Origin of the sequence: Pseudomonas sp. W5-36, from assembly GCF_046540455.1 — a bacterium.
Taxonomy (GTDB): domain Bacteria; phylum Pseudomonadota; class Gammaproteobacteria; order Pseudomonadales; family Pseudomonadaceae; genus Aquipseudomonas; species Aquipseudomonas graminis_B.
In genome coordinates, this window is sequence record NZ_JAXCIQ010000003.1 from 61,659 (window position 1) to 74,554 (window position 12,896).

At 58.4% G+C, this 12,896-nt stretch carries 9 protein-coding genes; 8 read left to right on the forward strand and 1 reads right to left on the reverse strand.

Translation table 11 applies throughout. The features are described 5' to 3' along the window. The first annotated feature begins 24 nt into the window (after positions 1–24). Entirely contained in the window at positions 25–1,416 is a 1,392-nt protein-coding gene (locus tag SLW74_RS06175; protein ID WP_410928391.1) for a DUF6861 domain-containing protein, read from the forward strand. Between the two features lie 6 nt (positions 1,417–1,422). Continuing rightward, complete coding sequence (locus SLW74_RS06180; protein ID WP_410928392.1) at positions 1,423–1,821, forward strand: hypothetical protein; 399 nt, start codon at positions 1,423–1,425, stop codon at positions 1,819–1,821. Here SLW74_RS06180 and SLW74_RS06185 read toward each other — a convergent pair. Then, positions 1,811–2,368, reverse strand: coding sequence for an RNA 2'-phosphotransferase (locus SLW74_RS06185; RefSeq protein WP_065991816.1), 558 nt, complete (start codon positions 2,366–2,368; stop codon positions 1,811–1,813). The two genes, SLW74_RS06180 and SLW74_RS06185, sit on opposite strands and share 11 nt — an antisense overlap. Before the next feature lie 318 nt (positions 2,369–2,686). On the opposite strand from SLW74_RS06185, the gene SLW74_RS06190 reads away from it, so the two are divergent. The 6 genes from SLW74_RS06190 (at position 2,687) to SLW74_RS06215 (ending at position 12,884) form a co-directional block, all read left to right on the forward strand. Further along, entirely contained in the window at positions 2,687–4,363 is a 1,677-nt protein-coding gene (locus SLW74_RS06190; RefSeq protein ID WP_410928393.1) for a fatty acid--CoA ligase, read from the forward strand. A gap of 362 nt (positions 4,364–4,725) precedes the next feature. Further along, the gene (locus tag SLW74_RS06195) at positions 4,726–6,648 is read left to right on the forward strand and encodes a DUF1302 domain-containing protein (protein WP_065991819.1); all 1,923 of its coding nucleotides are present in this window, start codon (positions 4,726–4,728) and stop codon (positions 6,646–6,648) included. Positions 6,649–6,662: 14 nt separating this feature from the next. Next, entirely contained in the window at positions 6,663–8,027 is a 1,365-nt protein-coding gene (locus SLW74_RS06200; RefSeq protein WP_410928394.1) for a DUF1329 domain-containing protein, read from the forward strand. Between the two features lie 370 nt (positions 8,028–8,397). Continuing rightward, positions 8,398–11,160: a LuxR C-terminal-related transcriptional regulator gene (locus tag SLW74_RS06205; RefSeq protein WP_065991821.1), complete on the forward strand. Its 2,763-nt coding sequence runs from the start codon at positions 8,398–8,400 to the stop codon at positions 11,158–11,160. Positions 11,161–11,274: 114 nt separating this feature from the next. Next, positions 11,275–12,597, forward strand: coding sequence for a type II toxin-antitoxin system HipA family toxin (locus SLW74_RS06210; protein WP_410928395.1), 1,323 nt, complete (start codon positions 11,275–11,277; stop codon positions 12,595–12,597). After that, a complete protein-coding gene (locus tag SLW74_RS06215; protein WP_065991825.1) occupies positions 12,594–12,884 on the forward strand; it encodes a helix-turn-helix domain-containing protein in 291 nt (96 codons plus the stop codon). The genes SLW74_RS06210 and SLW74_RS06215 overlap by 4 nt, the downstream gene beginning before the upstream one ends. Positions 12,885–12,896: the final 12 nt, after the last annotated feature.

Genomic DNA, 12,896 nt, shown 5'->3' on the forward strand with positions numbered 1-12,896 from the left:
CCTTTAGACGGCAGGGATGAGTAAATGGATTTTCTAACCGATGTTCCCAGTTGGGACGATATAGCGCGTAATCTTGAGGAAAAGTTCAGCCATTTAAACCAGTCTTTAGATCAGGGCTGGGAAAGCACGCTTGGTCGTTGGGATGGTTTCACTCAACGCGTGAGCAACGAGGCCACTCTGGCCTACGGCAGTGTTGGCGGAAACCGCATCGAATCGGTCAGGTCGGCGATGGCCAAGTCCTATCCCATTGTCCAACTAGACCTCACGCGCAAATGGGCATCCATTAACATCGCCGATATCCTGCCTACCTTGCTGCAATTGGTCAAAGAGGTCGCCATGATCATGGGCGGCAGCGTAGCTGTAGGGGCCATTGCCGGTGGGGCGGCTGGATCGCTCGCCTTTGGGGCGGGTGCGTTACCGGGAGCTGTAGTGGGTGGCGGCATAGGCGCGCAAGTCGGCAACTTGATTCTGTTGGGGATGGGACTTTCAGCCATCGCCGATTATTTCTATCAAGGGCTACCTCCTTGTCTTGCAAGCATTTATGAGGGCATCGTCACCGCATGGACCGCTGAGGACGGTGTCAGACCTGCAGGCCTTGATCCTACAGGCGCATCCGCATGGATAGTTGACGAGCGTATAGACGCAGCAGCGAGAAAACTTGCCAGCGGTCAGGAGCAGTTGGTAATGCTGTTGCTGACAGCCATTGTTACTTATATCTCTAGAGGACAGATTAAGGCTGGAGTCGTGGGCAGTCTGGACGGCATTGCCGCGCGCAGCGCAAAACTTCAAGCAGACATGACTAACAAAGAGGTTGCTGGTTGGTTAGCTCGGAATGAACAAGGTTTGCTGGCACTTCCTGAATTGCGAGTAAGCGAACCAATGCCACTGGCTAAAAAAGAACTAGAACCCAGGGTTTCGAAGCAGCCACAAAGACCAGAAATAAACTCAAAAGAGCAAGAAGCCGGTGTCCCGATACAGCCAGAAAGACCAAAAGCAAATAAAAGAGAGGACGAACAACATCCTAATGGGAATCCCGTTTTAGGTGTATTGGAAGACAGTGTATTCGCACAAAAAATGTCTAAGCCGGCCAAGGAGTTTAGCGACAAAGGAAAAGATATTTATTCTGAGGCTGCCGGGCATTCTATAATAACCGTGGCCGATCTTACGAGCGCTTTGGAAAAAGGTACTATTACCCCTCGCCAAGTACCTTTAGACTACGTTATTATCGACGGCCACAACGTAATAGCGAACACCCGGAGTTCAACAGCGCTTATAAGTGCTGGGATACCCAAAAGTCAATGGTATGGGGCTAATAAAACAGGAGTCATAGCTTACGATGATGTAACCTTTGATGAGCTTGTCAAAGCACAGCTTAGAAAAAATTACAACGGTTCCGTACTTGATGCCAGGAGATGATAGCTTATGAAACTCTTACAGCCCCAAAAGCTTTTGGATCTCGATACCTTTTTGCCTTCAGATGGTGAAGATTATGTTGAGATGTCTTGGGTCGATAACTCGCTCACACTTAACATCTATTACGATCCGGAGCTTCCCGGTATCGTGCGGGCAAAAAAAGCCTTTGTCTTTTTGTCGCCTAGCTATTTCGTAAAGACACCGTTCCCGGGGCATAGCTTTTTTAGTTGCCCTGACGACCGGGATTTATCGTTGCTGAGCTGTTTGGTGGAGTACAAAAGCTCAGAAATGCTGGATATCGCGAATAAGCCCCCCGGCTTGCCTAGATACCGGCATTTTCGGGTATACCTACACTCTGTAGGGGCGGCACTCCACATCGTTGCGCAGTCATTTGAAGTTATAGACTAGTCTTGAGAGGAAGCCACTCCGCAGGGACTTTATCGATTAGCCACACTGCGTTTTCGGCCTTATAAAACTTGAAGCCCATTTCATGCATTCGAAGGGCTTCAATTTTCAGGACAACTGGCTTGCCATAGCGAAGCCCTACGGAATGTGCAGTTTCTGGGCTTTCCGACAAGTGCACATGATGACGTACTCCCGGACTGAGTCCTTTCTCATAGATTGATTCCAAGAATCTGGTGGCCGTACCATGGTAGAGGAGTGTGGGCGGTATCATCTGCGTGTGTTGAAGATTTACTGTGCGAGTTGAATGACCTTGCGCGGCTCGGATAAGTTGTCGGCTTTCTGAAATAATAAATCTTTTCTTCTCGCTTTCGTTAACCACCTTTTCCAACAGGTCTCGGTCAATAACGCGATTATTTCTCGAGGCGCACAGGATTAGCGCATCGATATCGGCCCATCCATCTGAATCCAGCTCCAAGCCGATGGCTTCTGGTTCATGCCTTAAGACATAACTTAAAAACTTGCTGGTTTCGTCAAGTAATTTCTTGTCCACACCGATTCCTCATAATGGCCAGCATTAAACGTGAAAGCTAAAGCTTCATCCGAAGAAAATCAATCCTGACCTCTGCTGTATCGTTATTCAGCAACGTTGGAACATTCTTGAGCGGTTAGGTATTCCAATGACACCTTTCTTATGATCTCGGCGGCACCGAAAAAATTCTTTATATCGGTCCAGAATTTCCTAGGCCAAGTTGGTTTTTTTTAGGCACCTCAGACCAACAATTCATCCCTTCGGCTGATCCGATCGACGCGCCAAGCCCCTACAGTGCATATTTACAAGCCCGCACCTGCACCGTGAAAAGGGATTCCTATGCTGCACACCCGCGTGATTCCGCCCGCCGAAGGGGCGTACCCGTACCCTCTGTTGATCAAGCGACTGCTGCTGTCAGGCGTGCGCTACGAAAAGACCCGTGAGATCGTTTACCGGGACCATTCGCGCTATTCGTATCAAATGCTCAACGAGCGCATCTGCCGGCTGGCCGGTGCGCTGACCGCGGCGGGAGTGAAGGCGGGTGACACCGTGGCGGTGATGGATTGGGACAGCCATCGTTACCTGGAATGCATGTTTGCCATTCCAATGATTGGTGCGGTGGTGCATACCATCAACGTGAGGCTGTCGCCCGAGCAGATCCTGTTCACCATGAACCACGCTGAAGACAAGCTGGTGCTGATCAACAGCGAGTTTGTGCCCCTCTACAACGCCATCGCCGGGCAACTGACGACGGTGGAAAAGACACTGTTACTGACCGATACCGATGGCGCTACCACCGGCCTGCCCAATCTCGTCGGCGAGTACGAAGCGTTGCTGGCCGCGGCGAGTCCGCACTATCAGTTCGAGGATTTCGACGAGAACTCGGTGGCGACCACGTTCTACACCACCGGCACCACGGGCAACCCCAAAGGGGTGTATTTCACCCATCGCCAGCTCGTGCTGCACACCTTGGCCGTTGCGACGATCATGGGCAGCGTCGAAGGCATCCTTGGCGGCGACAAGGTTTACATGCCGATCACGCCGATGTTCCACGTTCATGCGTGGGGCGTGCCGTATGCCGCCACCATGCTGGGCGTCAAGCAGGTGTACCCCGGCCGCTACGACCCCGAGTTGCTTGTGGCGCTCTGGCAAAAGGAAAAGGTCACGTTCTCGCACTGCGTGCCTACCATTATGCAGATGGTGCTCAACGCCAAAGCCGCCCAGGACATGGATTTCACCGGCTGGCACATCATCATCGGCGGCAGCTCGCTCAATCGTTCGCTGTACGAAGCGGCCAAGGCCAAGGGCATTCAGCTGTCTGCGGCCTACGGCATGTCCGAGACCGGGCCGTTGGTGTCGGTTGCGCACTTGAACGACGACCTGATGGCCGCCAGTGAAGACGAACGCACCACGTACCGAATCAAGGCCGGGGCGCCGGGGGTGCTGGTCGAGGCAGCGATTGTCGATGGCGAGGGCAACTTTCTGCCATCCGACGGCGAGACCCAGGGCGAACTGGTGCTGCGTGCGCCGTGGCTGAGCGAAGGGTATTACCGGGAGCCGGAGAAGGGCGCCGAACTGTGGGCCGGCGGCTGGCTGCACACCGGTGACGTGGCGACGCTGGACAGCATGGGCGGGATCGACATTCGCGACCGCATCAAAGATGTCATCAAGACGGGGGGCGAGTGGGTGTCTTCGCTGCAGCTGGAGGATCTCTGCAGTCGCCATCCCGGTGTCCGTGAAGTGGCTGTGGTCGGCATCGCTGACCCGCAGTGGGGCGAGCGCCCGTTTGCACTGTTGGTCGCCCGCGAGGGTCACGTTCTGGATGCCAAGATCCTGAAGGAACACCTCAAGCCGTTTGTGGAACAGGGGCACATTAACAAGTGGGCCATTCCGAGCCAGATCGCCCTTGTTACCGAAATTCCCAAGACCAGCGTCGGCAAGCTCGACAAGAAGCAGATCCGCCAGAACATCCTCGAATGGCAGGGCAGCAACAGCGCTTTCCTCTCCACGCTCTGACGCTTTCCTTCGCGGCCATTTTCATCGTTCATTGCTTTGAAAATGTGCCGCGAAGGCTCTACTCCGGCGTCTTCCTTGCCAATTCTTCTTTTTCAGCCATGCTCCCCCTGCGATGTGATTGGCCACTCTGGCGTCGGCGTGCCAGAGGTGTTGGCGCTGTAAATCACACTTTAGAGGGATCAAGCAGCAGCACCTGCTGGCTATAGTCGGCAGTAGGTTGGTACCGGAGAAAAGCGCATCGATCGTTTCGCAGTTGATTGGCTGCCCGATCAGCGTTGACACCAGGCACTGCGGCCCGTCCGCCTGAGTCGTTTCCGGAAGCACCCACTGCCATAAAAATAAAAGCACATGGAGTAGCGTCGATGACATCAGCTAACCAGTTCTGGCGCCGGGCTAAATTGCCCTTGGCCGTCAGCCTCGCTTCCACGCTCGCCGGCCCTGCATTCGGCGTCAGTTTCAATATCGGAGAAATCGAAGGCAACTTCGACTCGTCGCTCTCAGTAGGGGCAAGCTGGTCCACCCAGAATGCCAACAAGAACCTGATCGGCTCCAACAACGGCGGTCACGGTCTTTCGCAAACCTCCGACGACGGTCACTTGAACTTCAAAAGCGGAGAAACGTTTTCGAAGATCTTCAAGGGCATTCACGATCTTGAACTGAAGTACGGCGACACCGGTGTGTTCCTGCGGGGCAAGTACTGGTACGACTTCGAGCTCAAGGATGAAGGCCGCGACTTCAAGGACATCAGCGATTCCGGCCGCAAAGAGGGCGCCAAGTCTTCAGGTTTCGAGCTGCTCGACGCTTTCGTCTATCACAACTATTCCATTGCCGATGAGCCGGGTTCGGTGCGTCTGGGCAAGCAAGTCGTCAGTTGGGGTGAAAGTACCTTCATCCAGGGCGGCATCAACAGCATCAACCCGGTCGACGTGTCCGCGTTCCGGCGTCCTGGCTCGGAAATCAAGGAAGGCCTGATTCCGGTCAACATGTTCTACCTGTCGCAAAGCCTGACCGAAAACCTGTCGGCAGAAGGCTTTTACCAGTTGGAATGGGACCAGACCGTCGTCGACAACTGCGGCACCTTCTTCTCGCAACCGGACGTCATCGCGGACGGCTGCAACAGCAACCTTGCCGTGCTGCGCACCCGCGACAGCCTCAATTCGGCTCTGCCAGCCGCGTTGCGTGGCCCCGTTCAAAGAACGCTGGCAGCGCGCGGCGTGAGTTTCGGCAGCCCTGACGAGGGCGCCGTGGTTGCCCGCGGCCCTGATCGCGATGCCCGGGACAGCGGCCAGTACGGCCTGGCCATGCACTATAACTTCGAGCCGCTGGACACCGAGTTCGGCGCTTATTACATGAATTACCACAGCCGTCTGCCGATCTTCAGCGGCAAGGGCGGGCCGGCGAGCGCCTACAGCGCAGCGGGTCTGGTGGGCGGTCTGGCGGCCAATGGCGTTCCTCGGGGTGTTGCTGCGGCCCTCGCGCCAACCCTGTTGCCCGTCGTGGTCGCCGGCAACTCCAGTTACTACGTTGAATACCCGGAAGACATCCACCTGTTCGGCCTGAGCTTCTCCACCACCTTGCCCACCGGCACGGCGTGGAGCGGTGAACTGAGCTACCGCCCGAACGCACCGGTGCAGTTGAACACCACCGACATTCTGTATTCCGGCCTGTCGCCGCTGAACTCGAACGTGTCGCTGCTGCAGGGCGCACCCGGCCAGGACCAGAAAGGCTATCGCCGCAAGGAAATCAGCCAGGCGCAGACCACTTTCACGCACTTCTTCGACCAAGTGATGGGCGCCGAACGTCTGACCGTGGTGGGTGAGGTCGGCTGGACCCATGTCGGCGGTCTGGAAAGCACCTCGAAACTGCGTTATGGCCGCGACCCGAGCTATGGCCCTGGCCCGCTGCCGGGTGGTCAGTGCCAGACCCTCAACGCCAGCACCCTGGGCGCTGCCGCGCAGAACAACCTCAGCCGCTACTGCGAAAACGATGGCTTCACCACCACCGATTCGTGGGGTTACCGCGCCCGCGCCATCTGGGATTACAACAACGTCTTCGCCGGTGTGAACCTGCGCCCGAGCGTGGCCTGGTCCCACGACGTCGACGGCTACTCGCCGGGTCCTGGCGGCAACTTCGAGGAAGGTCGCAAGGCCGTGAGTCTGGGCCTCGACGCCGAGTACCAGAACACCTACACCGCCAACCTTTCCTACACCAACTTCTTCGACGGCAAGTACACCACCGTGGACGACCGCGACTTCGTAGCACTCAGCTTCGGCATGAACTTCTAAGGACAATAATGAAAATGAAAATCACGAAGGGTCTGTTGCAGGTGGGCGTGTTGGGGCTGTCGTTGCTGGCGACCAGCGTGATGGCGGCGGTGTCCGACGCCGAAGCCGCCAAGCTGGGCACCACGCTGACGCCAATGGGCGCGGAAAAAGCCGGCAACGCTGCCAATACCATCCCGGCCTGGAGCCCGATGCCGACCAACGCGGGCGCGGTGGACGACAAAGGTTTCCTGGCCAACCCGTACGCCAGTGAAAAAGCGCAGTTCACCATCACGGCGCAGAACGTGGATCAGTACAAGGACAAACTTGCCCCGGGCCAGTACGCGATGTTCAAGCGCTACCCGGACACCTACAAAATGCCGGTTTACCCGTCCCATCGTGGCGCCACTGTGCCGGCTGACGTGTTCGCTGCGATCAAGAAAAACGCCACCAACACCAAGCTGGTGGGCGGCGGCAACGGCCTGGAGAATTTCGAAACTGCGGTGCCGTTCCCGATTCCGAAGGATGGCCTCGAGGTGATCTGGAACCACATCACCCGATATCGCGGCGGCAGCGTCTCGCGTCTGGTCACCCAGGCCACGCCGCAGACCAACGGCTCGTTTAACCCGGTGTATTTCCACGATGAGTTCGTCTTTCGCGACAAGATGAAGGATTTCGATCCAAAGAATCCGGGCAACATCCTGTTCTATTTCAAGCAGGAAGTGACGGCGCCAGCGCGTCTGGCAGGCTCGGTGCTGCTGGTGCACGAAACCCTCGATCAGGTCAAAGAGCCGCGTGAGGCGTGGGTCTACAACGCCGGGCAGCGTCGTGTACGCCGTGCGCCGCAAGTGTCCTATGACGGGCCGGGCACCGCCGCCGACGGCCTGCGTACTTCCGACAACCTCGACATGTTCAACGGCGCGCCTGATCGGTACGACTGGAAGCTGATCGGCAAACAAGAGATGTACATCGCGTCCGACAGCTACAAGCTCGACGATCCGAAATTGAAATACGCCGACATCATCAAGGCCGGCCACATCAATCAGGACTTGGCGCGCTATGAACTGCGTCGGGTCTGGCACGTGACCGCCACGCTGAAAGAAGGCCAGCGCCATATCTACGCCAAACGTGACTTCTTCATCGACGAAGACACCTGGCAGGCAGCGGTCATCGATCACTACGACGGTCGTGGTCAACTGTGGCGCGTGGCTGAAGCCCACGCCGAAAACTACTACGACAAGCAAGTGCCGTGGTACGCCCTCGAAGCCCTGTACGACTTGCAATCAGGTCGCTACCTGGCGCTGGGCATGAAGAACGAAGAGAAGAGGGCGTATGACTTCGGCTTCACCGCCACTGCCAGCGACTTCTCGCCCAACGCGCTGCGCCAGGAAGGCGTGCGCTAAGGGCTGACCGTACAAGCGGAGAGCGTGCAATGTTGATCACAGCTACAGCGCACTGAAGTCCTCCGCTGTCTTACCCTATGGCTGATCCCCATGGAGCAGAAAGGAAACACTCCGAGCGATCGGGGTGTTTTTTTGCCCGCGCTGACAGAGTCCCGCCTTCAGGCGACCTGCGCAGCGATCCTTTGCCACACGCCGCATTCCCCCGACGGCGCCGAACGTACCTCCCCGGACATATAAACCAACATTCGCCCTGTTGATGGGATACGTTTTCTTACAGTCTTTCGTCTAACAATGTTCAAAAGGTTCCCCATAGCCGCTAGTCTCCCGACATCTGAACGCCGAACAACAAGCACTCCAACAAGAGCCGGCCATGACTGATCTGTCGCGTTTGCAAGGATTCGCAAATCACGCCGTCACTGCGTTGGAAGGCCGTTTCTTCCGTCCGCCACTGCCTGAAGGTTATGTATCGAGACCTCGATTGTGCGAGCGGCTGAGTGCGGGTCTGTCTGGGCGCCTCTTATTGGTCAGCGCGCCGGCCGGGTTCGGTAAAAGCTCACTGGCGGTGGAGTTCTGCGAGAGCCTGCCCGATCAGTGGCAGAACCTCTGGCTGGGTCTGAGCCACCGGGACAGCGACCCGGGCCGGTTTCTCGAACGTCTTCTCTGCGGTCTCCAGCAGTTTTTCCCCCAACTCGGCGCCCAGGCGCTCGGGCTTCTGAAGATGCGTCAGCGTCACCAGCCGTTTGCCTTCGAAGAGTGGCTGGACGGTTTGCTGGACGAACTGGCGATGCACCTGATGCTGAGCAAACCGCTGCTGCTGGTGCTCGACGACTATCACTTGGTGCAGGGCCCCGTGCTGGATCGCTGCCTGCAATTTCTGCTCAATCATCTGCCTGCGGGCATGAACATCATGGTCACCAGCCGGCAGAGGCCGAACTGGCACCTGGCGCGGCTGCGGCTGTCCCGTCAATTGCTGGAGTTATCCGAGCAGGACCTGCGTCTGACCGACGACGAGTCGCTGGCGGTGCTGGATCCGCAGCGCCATGGCTTGAGCGATGAAGCACTGCACGCCTTGCTGCAACGCAGTGAAGGTTGGGTGGCCGGCCTGCGATTCTGGCTGCTGGCGGCCAACGAAGCGGGGAGTAACGCGCTGACCCAAGGGCTCAACGGCGGGGAAGGGCTGATCCGTGATTACCTGCTCGAAGAGGTCATTGATTGTCTGCCAGCCGACGTTCAGGCTTTTCTCTATGAAACAGCGTGTCTGGAGCGCTTCAGCGGTGCCCTGTGCAATGCCGCACGTGACAGTCATGACAGCGATGAAATGCTTGGGTACCTGCAAGCGCATCAGGTGTTTCTGGTCCCGCTGGACGAGCATGGCCGCTGGTTTCGCTATCACCATTTGTTTTCTGACCTGCTGCGCGCGCGTGCCGGACCCAGTGTCACACCGCAACAACGGCGCGTGCACCTGAATGCCTGCCGCTGGTTCAGCGACCAGGGGCTGCTCGACGAAGCCATCGAGCAGGCGTTGCGCGCGGGACATCTGGATGTGGCGGCCAATCTGGTGCAGAACCTGTCCGAAGAACAACTGCTTGCCGAGCAAAACGTCGGCATGCTGCTGCGCTGGAAAATGGACTTGCCCGACAGCCTGCTGGTCAGCACGCCGCGTTTGATCGTGCTGTACGCCTGGGCCCTGGGCCTGGCGTGTCAGCTGGACGCAGCCGAGGAGCTGGGCAACCACCTCAGTCGATTCCTGCCGGCCCCTTCCGCGACCGCGCAAAATTCAATGCTGGCCCAGTGGCTGGCGCTGAGCGGGATCATCGCCCGAGGCCGCGGCGACAGTGAAACGGCCCGACGTTATTGCAGCGAAGCGTTGGTCAGTCTGCCACCCAAGCGGTACGGTCAGCGTTTGCTGTGCCTGTCGACGCTGGCGAATCTGGCCATCGCCGATGGAGATTTATGGCGCGCCCGGGCGCTGAACCGTGACGCCCTGGAGTTGGCGCAACGGGTGGCCAATCCGTTGTTTGAAGCACTGGCGCACTACGACCGGGCCCGCACGTTGCAGGCCCGTGGCGAAACGCTTCGCTCGATGGAGGAGGTGCGCCAGGGCTTAAGACGTTTGAACGGCCTGTCTTCACAAAAGTTATACGCGGTGCGCGCGCGACTGACGTTGTACGAAGGTTATCTGCTGGTGCAGTGCCTTCAACCGGAGGCAGGCCGCGAGCGCTTGAGCGCCGGACTCGCCGAGGCGCGCGCATGCCGTGACATCAGCGTGCTGATCGGCCACTGCGTGATTGCCGGAATGGAGGGGCGCGAAGGACGCTACGCCGAAGCCTTCGCCGAGCTGGCCGAGGCCGAGCGGCTGATGCACATCTGGGACGTGCCGCCGGTTTATTACCTGGCAATGATCACCCTCGCGAAATGCGAGCTGTGGCTGGCCCAGGGCCGTATCGACCTGGCCGACGCCTGGCTGCTGCGACTGGGACAGACCTATGGCGGCAATCAACCTGCCGCCGCCCCCGAATGCTCGCCGCAACTGCCTCAACAGATCGAAACGCTGCGGGCGGTTCTTGACCACGTTCAGGGCCGTACCGAAGAGGCGATGGCGCGGCTGCTCAGTCTGGTTGAGTACGCCCGGCGGATCGGCGCAGGACTGCTCGGACTCAATGCGCTGAGTCAGCGCATCCTGTTGTTGCTCGACACATCACGCGGGCCCGAGGCAGATGAGCTGTTTCAACAGAGCCTTCTGCTCGCCTCGGGCGGTGCGGTTCTGCCCTTCCAGCGGCTGATTCGTGGTCATCCCGACTGGCTGCGCGAGCAACTACACAAACGCCCCCCATGCCGGCTGGTCGATTACTTGCTTCAGCAACTGCCCGAAGCTGCGCCCGGTCAGAGGCTGCCTTGCCTGCGCGTCACCCCTGAACCGCTCGGCTGCAACGGCGGCGACCACCTCAGCGCCCGAGAACTCAGCGTGCTGCAGTTGATCGCGCAAGGCTGTTCCAATCAGGAGATCAGCGAGCGCTTGTTCATTTCCCTGCACACCGTCAAAACCCACGCCAGCCACATCAACGGCAAGCTGGGCGTCGAGCGACGCACGCAAGCAGTGGCCCGGGCGCAAGAGCTAGGACTGCTGGGCTGAGCGATCGGCACTTAAATACCCTTTTTTTTCAAATACTACCCATTTTAGGCATTTAATTGCCTTTTATGCGCTCAGGCCCTAAGGTTTAGGCATTAAATTGCCGAGCGCCCTTTCATGCAGTTGACCCTCCAACTCTACCTGTCGGGACGATGGCACGATGCGATGCGTTTCGACATCGAGAAGCCAGAGTCAGGGCAGAACAGCCCGTGCAGCTTTGCGTATGAGCAGGCATTTCTAATTGCCCACCTCGATGCGCTTGATCGTCCCACCTCGCCATCCGTAAGCGCTCGAATTCCACTGGGCTGGGATTTGTTCAGAACGGCGGGGCTGCCGGCGTTTTTGCATGACATCGTTCCCGCGGGAGCGGCACGCCGTTTCCTGCTGGCGCGTCTGGCAGTGCCTGAAGGCGAAAACACCCCGGCCGATCTGGTGCTCTTGCAGCGCTGCACCCCTGCGCCCGTCGGGCATCTGCGCATCAAGGAATCGTTCGAAGCTTTGCCCAAGGCCAGCAGCATCGGTTTTGACCGGAGTGAGGTCGTTGCTCGGGACAGCCGCTTTCTCGAATACGCGTATGAACAAGGCGCAGCCGTAGGGGGTGCGACGGGAGCGGGCGGCGAGGCGCCGAAGCTGTTGCTGGCCGAGGACACCGCAGGACTCATGCACCCTGATGCAACGCTCGCCGACAGCGAAGTCCGTCAACACTGGTTCGTGAAATTCTGTCGCAACAAAGGCAACGAGACGGATCGCACCATTCTCAGAAGCGAGTTTTGCTATTACCAGGCCCTCCAACGCATCGGTGAATACACCGTTCCCTTTGATGGCATGAGCCTTGAAGAGGCCCGCAAGCCCAGCCTGTGGATGAAACGCTTCGACCGCAGCGTCGATGAACAGGGCGTGCGCCGGCTGGCTGTCGAATCGGTGTACTCGCTCGCCGACATCACCCGCCCCGGCGCGTACATGACGCACGTGCAAGCCGTCGCCGCGCTGTCTAACGCCTGGTCGGCGAATGCTCAGCAGGGGGGCATCCCTCAAATGGTTGCCGAGTACGTAAGGCGCGACCTGATCAATCAGATTCTGGGAAACAGCGACAACCATGGGCGCAACACGTCGATCCTGCGCGATGAACAGCGACTCGCTCTGGCGCCGATTTACGACCTGGCGCCTATGGTCATGGACGACGAAGGCGTGACGCGCACCACCAAATGGCCTGACCCCATCGAACGCGCCGGCGAAGTGGACTGGCGTGAGGCCTGCCAGGCGTTATCCCCATGGGCCGACCCCGACGAATTGTTTGAGGGCCTCAGAACCGATGCCGAACGCCTGCGGGCATTGCCTGATTTGCTGAATGAAATGGGCTTGCCGCAAAAGACCTTGAATCATCCACGGATCAGGCTGGGGCAGCTGGATGCAACGCTCAAGGGATGGGGCCTGCGATGAACGACGACATACGCCAGCGCGGCATCATCCTCGACGAACTTCGGGAGCAGCTTTTGGACGGGACCGTTTCGATGGGCGCTGCCGTCAAACGGCTGCGGACCGAAATCACGGGATTGCGCCAGGAACAGTTCGCGCGCATGTGCAAAATCTCGTTGCGCACGCTGCGCCAGATCGAGCAGGACGAGGGGAATCCGACGGTGCAGACCCTCAACGCGGTGTTCAGACCCTTCGGCATGCAGGTCGGCATTATCCCGTTGCGACCCAGGCCGGCGGCGACCAGCCTTTGATGCATGATCGGC